The organism is Allobosea sp. FW305-C-101 (assembly GCF_058783685.1).
Genome location: NZ_JBYSYT010000002.1, coordinates 568271 through 583805, shown reverse-complemented (window position 1 = coordinate 583805; position 15535 = coordinate 568271). Strand labels below are relative to the sequence as shown.

The 15535-nt window shown below is 63.9% G+C and carries 17 protein-coding genes and 1 pseudogene; 6 read left to right on the top strand and 12 right to left on the bottom strand.

Annotation, left to right across the window (positions count from 1 at the left end; genetic code table 11):
* Nucleotides 1-183: 183 nt before the first annotated feature.
* Nucleotides 184-1683, bottom strand: coding sequence for an MFS transporter (locus tag AC3WMA_RS10330; protein WP_492285279.1), 1500 nt, complete (start codon nt 1681-1683; stop codon nt 184-186).
* 186 nt (nt 1684-1869) lie between these two features.
* Between AC3WMA_RS10330 and AC3WMA_RS10325 the strand changes: the two genes are divergently transcribed.
* Nucleotides 1870-2439 (top strand): TetR/AcrR family transcriptional regulator, encoded by a 570-nt coding sequence (locus AC3WMA_RS10325; protein WP_492285278.1) that lies wholly within the window; start codon nt 1870-1872, stop codon nt 2437-2439.
* A 31-nt stretch (nt 2440-2470) separates the two neighbouring features.
* Here AC3WMA_RS10325 and AC3WMA_RS10320 read toward each other — a convergent pair whose 3' ends face one another.
* From AC3WMA_RS10320 to AC3WMA_RS10305, 4 genes are all read right to left on the bottom strand, one after another.
* A complete protein-coding gene (locus AC3WMA_RS10320) occupies nt 2471-3208 on the bottom strand; it encodes an SDR family NAD(P)-dependent oxidoreductase (protein WP_492285277.1) in 738 nt (245 codons plus the stop codon).
* Between the two features lie 266 nt (nt 3209-3474).
* Nucleotides 3475-3882, bottom strand: a complete 408-nt coding sequence (locus AC3WMA_RS10315) for a nuclear transport factor 2 family protein (RefSeq protein WP_492285276.1) — start codon at nt 3880-3882, stop codon at nt 3475-3477.
* A 110-nt stretch (nt 3883-3992) separates the two neighbouring features.
* A complete protein-coding gene (locus AC3WMA_RS10310; protein WP_492285275.1) occupies nt 3993-5609 on the bottom strand; it encodes a GMC family oxidoreductase in 1617 nt (538 codons plus the stop codon).
* A gap of 61 nt (nt 5610-5670) precedes the next feature.
* Complete coding sequence (locus tag AC3WMA_RS10305; RefSeq protein WP_492285274.1) at nt 5671-6456, bottom strand: alpha/beta fold hydrolase; 786 nt, start codon at nt 6454-6456, stop codon at nt 5671-5673.
* Between the two features lie 145 nt (nt 6457-6601).
* Here AC3WMA_RS10305 and AC3WMA_RS10300 point away from each other — a divergent pair, with 145 nt between their 5' ends.
* A complete protein-coding gene (locus AC3WMA_RS10300) occupies nt 6602-7099 on the top strand; it encodes a MarR family winged helix-turn-helix transcriptional regulator (protein ID WP_492285273.1) in 498 nt (165 codons plus the stop codon).
* A gap of 19 nt (nt 7100-7118) precedes the next feature.
* Here AC3WMA_RS10300 and AC3WMA_RS10295 read toward each other — a convergent pair whose 3' ends face one another.
* Both AC3WMA_RS10295 and AC3WMA_RS10290 read right to left on the bottom strand, forming a co-directional pair.
* Nucleotides 7119-7898, bottom strand: a complete 780-nt coding sequence (locus AC3WMA_RS10295) for an SDR family oxidoreductase (RefSeq protein ID WP_492285272.1) — start codon at nt 7896-7898, stop codon at nt 7119-7121.
* Nucleotides 7895-8224: a nuclear transport factor 2 family protein gene (locus AC3WMA_RS10290; protein ID WP_492285271.1), complete on the bottom strand. Its 330-nt coding sequence runs from the start codon at nt 8222-8224 to the stop codon at nt 7895-7897. The genes AC3WMA_RS10295 and AC3WMA_RS10290 overlap by 4 nt, the downstream gene beginning before the upstream one ends.
* Nucleotides 8225-8382: 158 nt before the next feature.
* Here AC3WMA_RS10290 and AC3WMA_RS10285 point away from each other — a divergent pair, with 158 nt between their 5' ends.
* The 4 genes from AC3WMA_RS10285 to AC3WMA_RS10270 all read left to right on the top strand — a co-directional run bounded on the left by AC3WMA_RS10285 (nt 8383) and on the right by AC3WMA_RS10270 (nt 11419).
* Nucleotides 8383-9297 (top strand): LysR family transcriptional regulator, encoded by a 915-nt coding sequence (locus AC3WMA_RS10285; protein ID WP_492285270.1) that lies wholly within the window; start codon nt 8383-8385, stop codon nt 9295-9297.
* Between the two features lie 240 nt (nt 9298-9537).
* A complete protein-coding gene (gene hchA, locus AC3WMA_RS10280; RefSeq protein WP_492285269.1) occupies nt 9538-10389 on the top strand; it encodes a glyoxalase III HchA in 852 nt (283 codons plus the stop codon).
* A 17-nt stretch (nt 10390-10406) separates the two neighbouring features.
* Entirely contained in the window at nt 10407-11105 is a 699-nt protein-coding gene (locus AC3WMA_RS10275) for a PA1136 family autoinducer-binding transcriptional regulator (RefSeq protein WP_492285268.1), read from the top strand.
* Between the two features lie 20 nt (nt 11106-11125).
* The gene (locus AC3WMA_RS10270; protein WP_492285267.1) at nt 11126-11419 is read left to right on the top strand and encodes a hypothetical protein; all 294 of its coding nucleotides are present in this window, start codon (nt 11126-11128) and stop codon (nt 11417-11419) included.
* A gap of 9 nt (nt 11420-11428) precedes the next feature.
* Here the strand turns inward: AC3WMA_RS10270 and AC3WMA_RS10265 are convergent.
* The 5 genes and pseudogenes from AC3WMA_RS10265 to AC3WMA_RS10245 form a co-directional block, all read right to left on the bottom strand.
* A pseudogene (locus tag AC3WMA_RS10265) lies at nt 11429-11803 on the bottom strand (VOC family protein).
* Between the two features lie 247 nt (nt 11804-12050).
* Nucleotides 12051-12608 carry an HNH endonuclease gene (locus tag AC3WMA_RS10260; RefSeq protein WP_173044100.1) on the bottom strand — a complete coding sequence of 186 codons (558 nt, stop codon included), beginning with the start codon at nt 12606-12608 and terminating at the stop codon, nt 12051-12053.
* Nucleotides 12609-12832: 224 nt separating this feature from the next.
* Nucleotides 12833-13717, bottom strand: coding sequence for a 3-hydroxybutyryl-CoA dehydrogenase (locus AC3WMA_RS10255; protein WP_492285266.1), 885 nt, complete (start codon nt 13715-13717; stop codon nt 12833-12835).
* An 84-nt stretch (nt 13718-13801) separates the two neighbouring features.
* On the bottom strand, nt 13802-14746 hold the full coding sequence (locus AC3WMA_RS10250) for an electron transfer flavoprotein subunit alpha/FixB family protein (RefSeq protein WP_492285265.1): 945 nt from the start codon (nt 14744-14746) through the stop codon (nt 13802-13804).
* The gene (locus AC3WMA_RS10245; RefSeq protein ID WP_492285264.1) at nt 14746-15492 is read right to left on the bottom strand and encodes an electron transfer flavoprotein subunit beta/FixA family protein; all 747 of its coding nucleotides are present in this window, start codon (nt 15490-15492) and stop codon (nt 14746-14748) included. Before AC3WMA_RS10245 ends, AC3WMA_RS10250 begins: the two co-directional genes overlap by 1 nt.
* Between the last annotated feature and the right edge of the window lie 43 nt (nt 15493-15535).

Sequence of the window (15535 nt, the reverse complement as noted above, 5' to 3'; positions counted from 1 at the left end):
GGCCGGACCTTCTGCCGATTCTCTCCGAAGGACATGTGGTGGCGGGCAACGACAATCAGGTTGAGCTGCGCTCAATCCTGTCGGTCGTCACGCCGTGCCAGCCGAACTCGCTCTGATAATCCGCTTCACGAAAGGCGCGCTCGTCCCCGCAATGCAGATGGGAGCCGATTGACCGTGAGGCGCTCAGGCCTTGTGGGCCGCCGGTGGCCGCAGCGAGAGGAACACAACCAGCGCCGTGATGAGGGTGACGGCGGCGAGGCACAGCGTGAGCGCGCTGAACGCGTGACCGTAACTTGCAAGCAGCGCAGGCCGCGAGACCTCGGGGGCGAGCGCCGCGGCGCCTCTGAAGTCCCCGGTCGCGAGCCGCTCAGCGATCAACGATGAGGCCTCGGGCTGGGCGATCAGCGGTGAGACCCGGGCCTGCGCCAGGCCGCTCAGCAGCGCCGTGGTGAGCGCCAAGGCGACGCCTTCGCCGGCGACGCGGACGGTTCCGAAGATGCCTGCGGCCATGCCGGCGCGCTCCTTGGGCACGACACTGACCGCGAGCCCGTCCATCAGGCCCCACGGAAAGCTTATGCCAAGGCCGATGACGAGAAGGGGGGGGACGAGCTCGGCGGCGCCAGCGCCGATCGGGACCAGGCCAAGCCAGAATACGCCGACGCTGGTCACAATAAGGCCGAGGCCGCAAAGCGTCGCCGGCGACAGCCAGCGGGTCAGCGAACCCGCCAGCAGCGGTAGCACAAGCAAGGGCGCCGACATGGTGAGCATGGTCTGGCCGGCTTCCGGAGCGGACATGCCGTCGATCCCTACAAGCCGGATCGGAAGCAGGATCAGAAGCACGACGAAGCCGTAGGCGGGGGCGGCCGCAAGAAGCTGGACACCCACGAACTGCCGGTATCGGAACAGATCGAGGTCCAGCATCGGGCGAGAGACGCGACGTTCGATCACGACGAACGCGCCCAGGAGGGCAGCCGCCGCTCCGAAGAGGGCGACGACCAGCGGGTCGGACCATCCGCGGCCCGGACCCTCAAGGATCGCCGTCGTCAGGGTTGCGAGCGCGACCGTGAAGCTCACGCTTCCCGGCCAGTCGATCGTCGTTGCCTCGGGATCCCGCGACTCCGCCATGAAGACGATGCCGATGAGGAAGGCGGCGACATCGAAGGCGACCACCAGTGCGAAGATGCTTCGCCACCCGAATAGCTCGAACACATAACCCGATGCGATCGGCGCGACCGAGAGGCCGACCCCGAAGCTCATTCCGACGAAACTGAACGCCCGCAGCTGTCTAGGGCCTTGAAATTCCTGGGCCAGAACGGCCATCCCGGCCGACATGGCGGCGGCGGCCATGACGCCCTGAGCCGCACGGATCAGGTTGAAGTTGGTCATGTCGGGGGCGAACGCTAGCATCAGCGACAGAAGAGCGAATGCGCCCGTCGCGATGGCGAACACCCGCTTGCGACCATATCGGTCCGCGAACGCCCCGGCCGCCAGAAGGAGGCTGCCGAAGGTCAACAGATAGGCGTTTGTCGCCCAGCTGATCGAGACCGGTGATCCGCCGAGCGCCGCGCCTATGGCCGGCAGGGCGATGGTCGGTCCCGTGAAGGCGAGCGGCATCGACGCGGAGGCGAGACAGACGGCCACAAGAACGGCCGCGGAACGCCGCGTCAGAGATTGAATTTCCATGGTGGTTCCCAGACTGGTCAGGACACCGAAGCTTCGCCTTAGTTGGCGCGGCGCACCGTCCTGCGACTATGGATCGAGTTCCCGATTTGAATAATTTAGCACGCGCTATATATATGTAGCGCAGCGCACGGCAAGGGATATTTTGTAGTGAGAGATAAAGAATCGAGTCGGCCAGGGCGGCCCCGGTTGTTCGACTTGGAAAACGCGCTCGACGTGGGGCAGAAGCTGTTTCACGAGCGGGGCTACGACGGCGTGTCCCTGTCGGACCTAACCTCTGCGATCGGCATCGCTGCGCCGAGTTTCTACGCCGCGTTCGGGAACAAGGCGCAATTCTTCGAGATGATCCTGAGCCGCTACAGCGACGCTACGCCGTCAATCGACGCGTTCATGGTCGAGAACGACGCTGTCGCGACGCCGATCGAAAAGTATCTCGTCGCGCGCGCCGAGGCCTACAGCCGGGACGCCGCGACGAAGGGCTGCCTGGTTCTCAACGCGACCCGGAACTGCAGCGACGCCGGAGCCGCGGCCGCCGCAGCGGAGATCGCCGAGGGCGGCCGCCTGCGCGTGCGCGATCTCGTCGCCAGGTCGCGACCGGATCTGGCGGAGCCGCTCAGCGACTTGGTCGCGTCCATCATGCAGGGATTGTCCGCACACGCTCGCCAGGGCTGGTCGACGGAACGTCTCGTCTCGGTTGCGCGGAATGCGGCTCTCTCGGTCGCAGCGATGACGCAGACCTCGGGTCTCGCCGAGGTTTAGTCGACAGTCGGCAGCGAGCGCTCGATCCCGATCAGGCGTTGGCGCCGCCGTCTATCGTCAGTGTCGTGCCGGTGACATATCGAGCCTTGTCGCTGGCCAGAAAGGCGACGGCATGCCCAATCTCGACGCCCTCGCCGAAGCGGCCGGTAGCGGTAAGCTGGCGCATCGGATCGCCAAAGGGACCGTGAGCCGGGTTCATATCGGTGTCGATCGAACCTGGCTGGATGATGTTCGCGGTTATGCCCCTGGGGCCGAGTTCGCGGGCTAGCCCCTGGTTGAACGCGGTCAGCGCCGACTTCGTGGCCGCGTAGACGCTCAGCCCGCCATACGGCACGCGATCGGCGAAGAAGCTGCCGATCGTGATGATGCTTCCACCCTCGTTCAGGTGGGCCAGCGCAACCTTGCTCGTCAGGATTGGCCAGCGCACGTTGACGTCGAGAAGAGCTTGGACATCCTCGATGGAGATGTCGGCGAGATCGTTCATCCGGATGATCCCGGCATTGTTGACAAGGATGTCGAGCCCTCCGAGTTCTTCGGCCGCCTTGTCGACCGAGGTCTGAATCGCCTCGACGTTGGCGCTGTCGGCCTGGATGGCCACGGCGAAGCCCCCGAGAGCCTTGATTTCGGACACCACGGCGTCAGCCTGGTCCTTGGACTTTTCGTACGTGATCGCAACGGAAGCGCCTTCGGCCGCCAGCGTCTTTGCGATCGCAGCGCCGATGCCCCGGCTACCGCCGGTGACGAGCGCCTTCTTGCCTGTGAGCGTCATCGGAATTTCCTTTTGTTTTCGACAGGGAGTCGATCTGTTTGTCGTTCGGGATGCCGGGAGGCCTGGCTCTGCCTTCGCCGGTGGCCTGGATAGAGCCCAGCAGACCGCTGGACGCCGCGGGGCGCAGTATCGGGCGGGTCTTGTTGGGAGGCGTTCGCTGCGGCGGCCCGGTCGGCCATGGCGCAAGTGCGGCGTGCCTGAATGATGGGAGGCGAGAGCGAGATCGACGATCGTCGCAGACCTGCGCTGCCGCCTCTCGGGTGCGCTTAGTCGATCTGTTGCGACCGCCATACTTCGAGCGTGTCGATCAGTTGATGGAAGCTTACGATCTTGCCGTCAGCGACCCGGAGGATGTGCATGTATTGCGCGTCGAACGGCTTTCCGGTTGCGGCCATGACGCCTTTCGATCGGCCAACGGCCACGATGACGTCGCCGCCGTCGATCAGCTCGGTCGGCCCGGCCTGATAATCCTGAAACTCCTTGGCGATCCGGTTGAACACGCCGTCCACGACCGCCGCGCGCGTCCGGTAGGGATTGCGATCCCCAAGCAGGAAATTCTCTGATTCACGCCAGTCTAGGTCATTACTCAGGGTCGCAAGCACAGCGTCGATGTCGCCGCGCACGAAGCTGTCGTAAAAGTGCTTCACAACAGCAAAACTGGTTTGGTCGGACATAATTGTCTCCGTATTTCATGTGTTGAGTATGGATATGCACCTCACCGCCATCCATTGATTGCTGAAGCGCGGACAACACGCTTCAGCATGTTTGGGACAGAAGGCCTCGCTTACAGCCGGTACTGCCGTCGCATGAGATCGGCAGCTCGCTCGCCAACGATGGCGCAAGGAGCCTGGGTGTTGCCGGTCGTGACACGCGGCAGCACCGAGCCATCGGCGACCCGCAGGCCGGCGATCCCATGCACCGCGAGCTTGGCATCGACCACCGACATGTCATCCGAGCCCATTTTCGCGGTGCCGCTCTGATGCCAGTAGGTCACCGCAGCATCTCGGATGAAGGCATCGTCGACCTGACGACCGGTTCCAGGGATACGTTCGGCGCTGACGAACGGCTTAAATGCGTCGCTGCTGCCGATCTCGCGGCAAAGCTTTACACATGCCCGAGCCGCTTCCAGGTCGCGCGGATCCGACAGCATGTTGGCGTCGACGACAGGCCTCTCGCTCGGATCGGCAGACTTGAGGCGTATCCGACCACGACTATGGGGCTGGGCAAGCCCTGCGAACATCGTCCAGCCGTGGTTAGGCACCCCTAGAAGTCCCGTCCTCTCGCTCGGAACCGGGAACTCCACCTGACAGAAGAGCAGATCTGGCTCCGTCAGGTCCGATCGGCTTTTCCAATAGAGGGTTGCCTCGCTGCCGCTGTTGCGCGGCGGAATCGGCTCGCGGTATTCCCACGTACAGCCGAATGAGACGTGATCTTGCAGATTACGGCCAACCCCGGGAAGGTGCTGGATCACGGGAATGCCAAGGCGTGCAAGCTCGTCGCGATCGCCGACCCCGGACAGCATGAGAAGCTTTGGCGTATTGATCGCACCCGTTGAGATCACGACCTCGGTCCCTGCCTTGATCGCCAAGATTGAGCCGCCCCGTTCGATCTCGACACCTGTCGCGCGGCGTCCGTCGAACAGTACCCGCCGGACGACCGTCTCGGTGAGGATCGTTAAGTTGGGTCGATCGGCGATCGGCCGGACAAAGGCCCGATACAAGGAATGTCGCCGCCCCTCTCGGACCAGCATGTCGGCGTAGGCAACCCCGCCAACGCCTTCCATCATCTCACCGTTGGGATGATCGAAGCGGGGAATGCCGAGACCTTCGGCGGCATCCAGCAGCGCGCCGGCGATCGGGCTCGGATCCTTGGCGGGCTGCACCCAGAGCGGCCCGGTCGTGCCGCGGTATTTCGGATCCGGCCGACCCTGCCAGTTCTCGATGCGACGATAGATGTCGACAACCGAGGCGTAATTCCAGCCGGCGTCACCACTCTCCGCTGCAAAATGATCCCAGTCGCTGCGGTGGCCGCGTGCCCAGACCATGACGTTCACGCTGGAGCCGCCGCCGAGGCCCTTGCCCATCGACATCGAGAGGGCCCGACCGTCGAGGTGCGGATTCGGCTCGGCCTGGAAACCCCAGTCGCGATCCGTGCCGAGATTGGTGGGCCACAGAGCGGGGTCCAGCACGGATTCCGCTTCGTCGTCGGGCCCGGCCTCGATCAGAAGGACGGAACAAGCCGGGTTCTCGGCCAACCGGCGCGCAACCACCGATCCCGACGAACCGGCGCCGCAGACGATGAAGTCGTAGGTGGTCTTGAGGTTGGCTTTGCGCGCCGCCTGGTTTTCGCGCGCGCGTCTTTCGAAGCCCCCGGCATCGCCGGGGGCTGAGGTGTCAGTCATGGTTCGATCTTTCTAGTTGGTCGCTTGGCCGTTGCGAGGACCGCGATACGTGGCTGGCCTCTCACTTCGCGGCGGACGCTGCCTGGCGAGCGGCCTGGTCGATCACATCGGCCACGACCTTGGGCTGGGTCATGAAGAGGGCATGACTGGCCGAGACCTTCGTGACCTTGGCGCCGATGCGCTTGGCCATGTGATCGAGCATCGCCTGATCGAAGGCCTTGTCCTCGCTGGCGATCACGGCCCAGCTCGGCTTGGTGCGCCAGGCGGCGTTCTTCAGCCTGGTGCCGAAGGCCGACAGGTTGATCGGCACCTGCGAGTCCCGCATGAAGGCGACGTCCGCGTCGGAGACATCGTGGGCGAAGCCGGCCTTGAACTTGGCGTGGTCGACGAAGGCGAAGCCGTCCTGCGCCTTGTCGAGGACGAACTCGGTCGCCGGGGCGAAGCCCTCGTACTGCTGGGCCGTAGTCTCGCCAGCATCCGGAGACAATGCCGACACATAGACGAGCCCGGTGACCTTCGGATCAACGCCAGCTTCGGTGATGACGGTGCCGCCCCAGGAATGACCGACGAGGATCGTCGGGCCGTCCTGCCGGTCGAGCGCCCGCTTAGTGGCCGCGACGTCGTCTTCGAGCGAGGTCAGCGGGTTCTGGACGATCGTCACGCGATAGCCGCGAGCCGTCAGCAGGTCATAGACGCCCCGCCATCCCGATCCGTCGGCGAAAGCGCCGTGAACCAGAACGACATTCCTGGCAGGCTGCGCCGTGTTCGCAGGCTGGGCGAGAGCGGCCTGCGACATGGTGCCGATGGCGGCTGCGGCGAGAAGGGTGTTGCGGATGGACTTGTTCATGACAGTGCTCCTTCGATTGAGTATCGCGCTAACTGTTATTGCGATAACAGACATGCCGGTTACTGCCATCCTTGTCAATCAGACATTTGTTGCGATATATATTTTCGAGATCACGGTTCCGTGAGCCGCAGTGAAAGGCCTGCCGATGACCGACGCCACCACCGCTCCACCAGTGCCGCTGGAGGACCAACTTTGCTTCTCGATCTACTCCGCCGAGATCGCGATCCAGCGGGCCTATAAGCCGTTGCTCGATGGCCTGGGGCTAACCTATCCGCAGTATCTCGTTCTCAACGTCCTCTGGCGCGACGACGCCCAGACGGTCGGCGGCATCGCTCAGCAGCTTGCCTTGGAGTCCAGCACGCTGACGCCGCTGCTCAAGAGAATGGAAGCCGCGGGCCTACTGCGTCGCACCCGCAATCCCGAGAACGAGCGCCAGGTCATCATCGCGCTCACCCCGGAAGGCGACGCTCTTCGCTTTCGTGCCGGCTGCCTGAACGCAAATCTGCTCGAAGCATCCGGACAGACGGTTGGGCAGCTCGGGAAGCTCAACCAGTTGATCCGGCAACTTCGCGACGCGATCTACGCCCATACGGGTGCCCTAGGCGTAGGAGAGTCGAGAATGGACCCCGACCCCAAAGGCTAACGGCGAGAGCCGAGGCGGCCTAGACCGTCGGCACGGTCCCGCCATCGATGACGTATTCGGCTCCGGTGATGCTCCCCGCTCGGTCCGAGGCGACGAAGGCGATCAAGCTTGCGACTTCCTCGGGATCGGCCGGCCGGCCGATTGGAATGCCTCCGAGCGCAGTCATGATCATCTTCTTGGCAGTATCGATATCGACGCCATGGTCCCCGGAAAGGCGCTCCGCAAAAGCGATGGAGCCCTCCGTGGCGATCCACCCTGGCGAGACACTCACGACCCGAACCCCTTTGGGCGAAACCAGCTTCGAAAGGCTCTTGCTATAAGAAGCGAGCGCGGCCTTCGCCGCGGCATACCCGATCGTCGATTCCGGCAGTGACATGACGCGCTGGATCGACGTGACGTGGATAACGACGCCGCTGCCCTGCGCCGTCATCGCCGGCACCAGCGCGCGATCGAGACGCGTGGCTGGCATCAGGTTCAGGTCGAGCTCCTTGCGCCACTCCTCGTCGGTGAGCGCCTCATACCCACCCGCCGGCGCCGAAGAGCCGCCCAGCATGTGCACGATGATGTCGACGCCGCCCAAACGCTCCCGAACCGCATCGGCCAGCTGCGCACAGCCCTCCGGCGTTGTGAGATCGGCGCCCACGAACATCTCGGCGGGCATGTCTTTCGGTTTCGTCCTGGCGTTGGTCAGAACCTTGGCGCCCAGTTCGCGGAAGAGCTTGACGGTCGCGGCGCCCGCGCCACGCGTGCCGGACGTCACAAGCGCCCGCTTGCCTTCGAAGCTGATGAACGGGTTCACAGGGTGATCTCCAGTTCGCCGATCTCGTCGCCTTCCAGGCGGAAGAAATAGCGCAGGTCGATCGGGCTGCCCGGGAAGTTGCCCCCGACATGGCACGTCACGACGGTGCGGCCGCGCTCACGTTCGATCGCAATCGGTGTCGACGTCGCGGTGAACTTCTTCGAGTAGTCCACTTTCCACTGACGGATCTCGTCCCGACCTGTGTGGACGTGGTTCTCATCACGAACAGTAGCGGTGACAGAAAAGCAATCGGCCATTACCTGGGGATTGGGGTCGAGATCGGCAGTGAAGTACCGAGCGATTGGTGCGGGAAGTTCAAGGGACATTGTTACCATCCTCGTGTGTTGAAGTCGGTCGATTTGACCGCTGGCTGATCTATTCAGATCTTGCCTGCGCGGTTGCTTCCGCGGACATCAACTTAGCGATGGACAACGGGGTTGATAATCGGGATAAATTGGGATGAAACGTTGCGAAATCCGGGACAATGATCGGCCATAACCTCATCGAGCTGGACGCCGTCATGGCGGTCGCGCGCCGGAAGTCGTTCCGGGCAGCGGCTGTGGAGCTGCAGATCTCTACGACGGCGCTAAGCAATCTCATCGCGAAGTTCGAAAAGCAGCTCGGCGTCCGTTTGTTCAATCGGACGACCCGGAGTGTCTCGCTGACGGATGCCGGACGAAACTTCGTCGAGCAGATTGGTCCCGCGTTGGTCGATATCCACAGCGCCATGGACAGCGCCATGTCGCAACAGGAGGTGCCGTCCGGGACGATCAGGATCAACGCGTTCCCGACTGCTGCCCGCGAAATCCTGGAGCCGCTGGTCTTTGAATATCTGCGCCGATATCCGCAGGTTCACATCGACCTCGTGACCGAGGGGCGCTTGCTCGATGTGGTGGCCGACGGCTTTGATCTCGGCGTCAGAAGCGCGGATTTCGTGCCAAGCGACATGATCGCTGTTCCGATCGGTCAGGCACGATCCTACGTCGTCGTGGCCTCGCCGGCATATCTTGAGAAGCACGGCCAGCCGCGCGTGCCTCTCGATCTGCTTAACCACACCTGCATCCGCATCCGGCTGCCCAATGGCGGCATCTACAAATGGCATTTCGAGAAAGACGGCCAGCCGGTCCAGGTGGACGTCAAGGGACCCATCACTCTCGACGAGGCCAGCCTTTCGCGGACCGCCGTCCTGCGCGGGTTCGGCCTGGGCCTATTCATGGAATCGGACGTGCGTGAAGACCTCGCGGCTGACCGCCTGGTCCGCGTTCTTGAAGACTGGATTAAGCCTGTGGCGCCGCTGTGCTTGTACTACCCAGGCCGGAAGAACCCATCCGCGGCGTTCAAGGAATTTATCAACCTCGCACGCGAGTTCACCTCGGCTTTGAATGCCGATCGCAGGTGACGCTGCAGCCAGATCGCATCACGATGAAGGTCCGGTTGTGGGCGGGTGCTTAACGTCAGCAGTTGGCGCTCTTCCCCATGCGACTGGGCTTTGATTGGCGCAACCGAGAAAGCCCATCTTTGAATCCGTGAGCTTCGCCGGGGCTAGACCCGATGTACGCCTTGTTGAGGGAAATCCCTCATTGTGGATCATCGGGTCGAGCTTAACCTTCTGGCTTCGAAACGTTCAATGGAGGCGGCCATGGCCGATGCGCAATCCGAAGACAAACGTCCGCAAACCGATCCGGCGGAGGACAACGCCTTCTTTCCCTCCGCCTATTCGCTGAGCCAGTTCACGAGGCCGCGCTCGGATCTGAGCGGCGCTGATTATCCCACACCCTACATGGGCAAGCAGAAGATCCTGATGATCGGCGCCGACGAGCGCTATCTTCTCACCGACAACGGCACGTTCTTCTCGACCGGAAACCACCCCGTCGAGACGCTGCTGCCAATGTTCCATCTCGACAAGGCCGGCTTCGCCTTCGACGTGGCGACCGTTTCTGGCAATCCCGTCAAGTTCGAGTTCTGGGCGATGCCGTCCGAGGACGAGGAGGTGAAGGGCTTCTTCGGCAAATACCGCGCGCAGTTCAAGCAGCCGCTGAAACTCGCAGATCTCGTCGCCGGGGGGCTGGACGAATACGCCGCCATCTTCATTCCAGGCGGCCATGGCGCCCTGATCGGCCTGCCGGAGAGTGACGATGTGAAGGCCGTGCTCGAATGGGCGGCTGCGGCGGATCGGTTCGTAATCTCGCTGTGCCACGGACCCGCAGCCTTTCTGGCTGTCGGCGACAGCGACATCTATCGCGGCTACAAGATCTGCGCCTTCCCGGATGCGCTCGACGCCAAGACGCCCGACATCGGCTACATGCCGGGCCATCTGACCTGGAAGTTCGGCGAAAAACTCCAGCAGCTCGGCTTCGAGATCATCAACAAGGACATTTCCGGCGCTGTGCATCAGGATCGCAAGTTGCTAACGGGCGACAGCCCGCTCGCCGGCAACGCGCTCGGCAAGCTCGCTGCCGCGACGATGCTGAAAGAGCTCGCCCCGCGGTGACGGCCATGCCGAACGAGATGGCGATCGGCATCGTGGCGACACTCGAAGCGGCGGACGACGTATCCGTCGTCAAGACGGCGCTACGCTCATTCGCCGAACCGTTGGGCTATGATCGTTTCGTCCTGTTCTCAGCCTCGGCTGCCAGCGACGAGGTGATCGAGCGGATCTACTGGGTCGAAGGGGACTGGTTCAGTGACGGGGGAGCCGTCGATGCCGAGACCTATATCCATCGCTGCCCGGTGAACCGGCATATCGTTGATGTCCAGGAAGCATTCTTCTGGACGAAGACGACGAAGGGGAGCGAGGAACTGTACCGTGTCGTGCGCGTGCCACGAGGAGGGGGCGTTCACGGGTTGCAGATCCCCGTCTTCGGCCCGCTCGGTCTCGAAGGTGCGATCAGCCTCGGCGGCGAGCGGATCGACGCTTCTCCGCTGGCGAGGATCGCGCTCACTTTGGTCGGCAGGGCCGCTTTTGCAGCGGCGCGCCGGCTTCTGGACGCGCCCATCGAGACGGCCGGCACTGATCTCACTGACCGGGAGCGCGAAATCCTGGCCTGGGTCGCCGCCGGTCGGCGCCAGGGTGAGATCGCGGTGACGCTCGGACTGTCTGAGCGTACGGTCGAGAACCATCTGCGTCGAATCCGCAGGCGCCTCGGCGTCGCCACAACGCCACAGGCGATACGGGTCGCGATCAGGCGTGGCGACATCGTCGCCTGAGATCAGAAGAGGAGGTCGGCATGGGCAAACGGGTGCTCGTGACGGGGGCGGCCACAAGCTTCGGCCGCGGTGTCGCGTTTGGCCTTGCGCGCGGCGGCCATGAGGTGGTCGCCGGCTGCGAGATCTGGCCACAGGTCTGGGAATTGAGGAACGCGGCAAAAGCAGAGAACATCGCGATGGAGGTGATCAAGCTCGACATTCTAAACGAGATCGATCGCACGAACGCGCTCGGCTTCGAGATCGATCTGAGCAGAGCGCGTCTTCATGCCGGCGCTGTCTGCTCATTAAGCGGCCGTCGAGCAACTTCGCGATAGAAGGAGCCTTCACTTCGTCGGCTGAGAGCGTGAGGTAAGCATGTAACCGTCGGGGTCGCGAAGGTAGGCCACGAAGGCTCCATTGGGGCGCTCGCTAGGCGGGCTCTCGATCGCCTTCCCACCATGTAGGATGCCGGCCTTATGCCAGGCCAGCACGTGGTCAGGGTTCGCGGCGCCGATACCGATAGTCCCACCATTCGCTGCGGTCGCGGGATTGCCGTCGATTGGCGTCGTGATCAAGAGGCGGCCGCCCTCGTGGGATTAGATCAGCCGGCCTCGGGCATCCATCTCGCCGGGTTTGCCGCCCAATGCAACGAACGTGGCGTCGTAGAACGAACGAGCCCGCTCCAGGTTGTTGCTGCCGATCATGACGTGGGTGAACATGCTTCTCTCCAGAGTTGATCTGTCTATGACGATGCCCGCCGTGCTCAGAGGCGGCCGAACCAGTGACATACGCGCCGTTTCGGACGGCGTCGGTTCCGCATGGATAAACCCAACCCTATCGGTAAGAAACGGAGCTCTGGGACTGTTTCAAGCCCAGCGGGTTACGAACTTTTGGGGTGGAATAGAACGCTCTTATAGGGAAAATGGCGCTCTTATGGGGTGCGCAACAAAAGCGACAGCGTAAGCCTTACGGCTCCAGCTCGGAATCCCAGTAGAGATAGTCCAGCCAGCTCTCGTGGAGATAGTTCGGCGGGAAGAGCTTGCCGTTGCGGTGAAGGTCGTTGACCGTCGGCGCATAGGGCTTCTGGGCCGGGAACATCTCGACCGCGGCGGGCATCTTGTCGCCCTTGCGCAGGTTGCAGGGCGAGCAGGCGGCGACGACGTTCTCCCAGGTGGTCAGGCCGCCCTTGGAGCGCGGGATGACGTGGTCGAAGGTCAGTTCCTCGCGCGTATTGCAGTACTGGCAGGCGAAGCGGTCGCGCAGGAAGACGTTGAAGCGGGTGAAGGCCGGTGTGCGCGAGGGCTTGATATAGCTCTTGAGCGAGACCACCGAGGGCAGCCGCATGTCGAAGCTCGGGCTGCGGACGACGGTGTCGTATTCGGAGACGATGTTGACGCGGTCCATGAAGACCGCCTTGATCGCGTCCTGCCAGCTCCACAGCGATAGGGGATAGTAGCTGAGCGGCCGGAAATCGGCGTTCAGCACCAAAGCCGGACAACCGTCCGGCGATGCCATCGGATGCATCACATGCGCCGTCAAACCCGTCGCACCTCCGCTTCGTCGAGCGGGACGAATCCCGCTCAAGGATCAATGTAAGCGCGAGACGACAGGAATGTGAAGGAACTTATTGCGACTGCGGCAAGCATCTGCGCGCGGACGAGGATCATCCTCGTCCGCGGCGGTGAAACGGTGGGTTGTGGTGAAACCCGGCCGGGTTTTCCCAGCTTGCGAGCGACCAGCCGGTTGCGTCAGCGGGTCGGGACGGGCTTCTCGCCGCGATAGTCGTAGAAGCCACGCTTGGTCTTGCGGCCGAGCCAGCCGGCCTCGACATATTTCACCAGCAGCGGGCAGGGGCGGTACTTCGAATCGGCCAGGCCGTCATGGAGCACCTGCATCACCGAGAGGCAGGTATCGAGGCCGATGAAGTCGGCGAGCTGGAGCGGGCCCATCGGATGGTTGGCGCCGAGCCGCATGGCGGTGTCGATCGCCTCGACCGAGCCGACGCCTTCATAGAGCGTGTAGACGGCCTCGTTGATCATCGGCAGCAGGATGCGGTTGACGATGAAGGCCGGGAAATCCTCGGAGACCGAGACGGTCTTGTGCAGGCTGCCGACGAGGTTCTTGGCGCGCTCGAAGGTGCCGTCATCGGTGGCGATGCCGCGGATCAGCTCGACGAGCTGCATCAGCGGGACCGGGTTCATGAAATGGATGCCGATGAAATGCTCGGGACGATCGGTCGCGGCCGCAAGGCGCGTGATCGAGATCGAGGAGGTGTTGGAGGCGAGGATCGCGTCCGGACGCAGATGCGGACAGACTGCCGTGAAGATCTTGCGCTTGACCTCCTCGTTCTCGGTGGCGGCCTCGATGACGAGATCGCAAGCACCGAGATCAGCAAGGCCGACGGCAGGCTGGATGCGGGCGATCGCGGCGCGGCGTTCCTCGTCCGCGAGCGCGCCCTTCGAGACCTGGCGGGCCATGTTGCCGTCGATCGTGGCGAGCGCGGCGTTGATGCGCTCCTCGGCGATGTCGTGCAGCCGGATGTCGAAGCCGGCGGCGGCCGCGACATGGGCGATGCCGTTGCCCATCTGGCCTGCCCCGATGATGCCGATCGTCTTGATCGCGTGGTCCGACATGGTTTGATCCCGGATGAACTTTTCAGGCTCCCGCAGGAGCGGAACGGGCCGCCCTGAGGCGGCCCGGAAGCGGTAGCGCCGGCCTTACTTGCCGGCTTTGGCGAGTTCGGCGTCGAGCTCGGGCAGGATGGTGAAGAGGTCGCCGACGAGGCCGTAATCGGCGATCTGGAAGATCGGGGCTTCCTCGTCCTTGTTGATGGCGACGATGACCTTGGAGTCCTTCATGCCGGCGAGATGCTGGATCGCGCCGGAGATGCCGACGGCGATATAGAGCTCGGGGGCGACGACCTTGCCGGTCTGGCCGACCTGCCAGTCGTTGGGGGCATAGCCGGCATCGACCGCGGCGCGCGAGGCGCCCATGGCGGCGCCGAGCTTGTCGGCGACGGGCTCGATCACCTTGCCGAAATTCTCGGCGGAGGCGAGCGCGCGGCCGCCCGAGATGATGATCTTGGCCGAGGCCAGCTCCGGACGGTCCGACTTTGCGACCTCCTCGCCCTTGAAGGACGAGTTGCCGGGGTTCTCGGCCGCCGAGACGCTCTCGACCGCGGCCGAGCCGCCTTCGCCCGCCGCCGCGAAGGAGGCGGTGCGGATGGTCAGGAGCTTCTTGGCGTCGGTCGACTGCACGGTCTGGATGGCGTTGCCGGCATAGACCGGGCGCTCGAAGGTGTCGGGCGAGACGATCGCGCTGACATCCGAGACCTGCATCACGTCGAGCAGGGCGGCGACGCGCGGCAGCACGTTCTTGCCGGTCGTGGTCGAGGGCGCGACGATGGCGTCGTAGTTGTCCGCGAGCTTGACGATCAGCGCGGCCAGCGGCTCGGCCAGGGCATGGCCGTAAGCCGCGTCATCGGCGAGCAGCACCTTCTCGACGCCGGCGAGCTTGGCGGCGGCATCGGCCGCGGCCTTCGCCCCCTGCCCGGCAACGAGGATGTGGACGGGGCCGCCGAGCTTGGCGGCGGCGGTCAGCGCCTTGGCGGTGGCGTCCTTGACGGAGGCGTTGTCGTGTTCGGCGATCAGCAGCGTGGTCATCAGATCACCCCGGCGGTCTTGAGCTTGGAGACGAGTTCGGCGGCGTTGGCCACCTTGACGCCGGCGGAGCGGCCGGCGGGCTCGACCGTCTTCAGCACCTTGAGGCGCGGGGCGACATCGACACCGAGGGTCTCGGCGGAGGTCTCGTCAAGCGGCTTCTTCTTCGCCTTCATGATGTTCGGCAGCGAGGCATAGCGCGGCTCGTTGAGACGCAGATCGGTGGTGACGATCGCCGGGAGCTTGAGCGAAACCGTCTGCAGGCCGCCATCGACCTCGCGGGTGACGTCGACGCTGTCCGCGCCAAGCTCCACCTTCGAAGCAAACGTGCCCTGCGGCCAGCCCAGGAGGGCGGCGAGCATCTGGCCGGTCTGGTTGCAGTCGTCGTCGATCGCCTGCTTGCCGAGGATGACGAGGCCGGGGCCTTCCTGCTCGACGACCTTCTTGAGGAGCTTGGCGACGGCGAGCGGCTCGACGATACCGTCGACCTTCACGAGGATGCCGCGATCGGCGCCCATGGCGAGGCCGGTGCGGATCGTCTCGGCTGCCTGAGCCGGGCCGATCGAGACCACGACCACCTCGGTCGCCTTGCCGGCTTCCTTGAGGCGCAGCGCCTCTTCGACCGCGATCTCGTCGAACGGATTCATCGACATCTTCACATTGGCGAGCTCGACGCCGGAACCGTCCGCCTTCACGCGGATCTTCACGTTGTAATCAACCACCCGCTTGACGGGCACCAAGATCTTCATCGCCAGATCACCGTTCAGAAGAGATGAGCCTCGCGCCGCACCG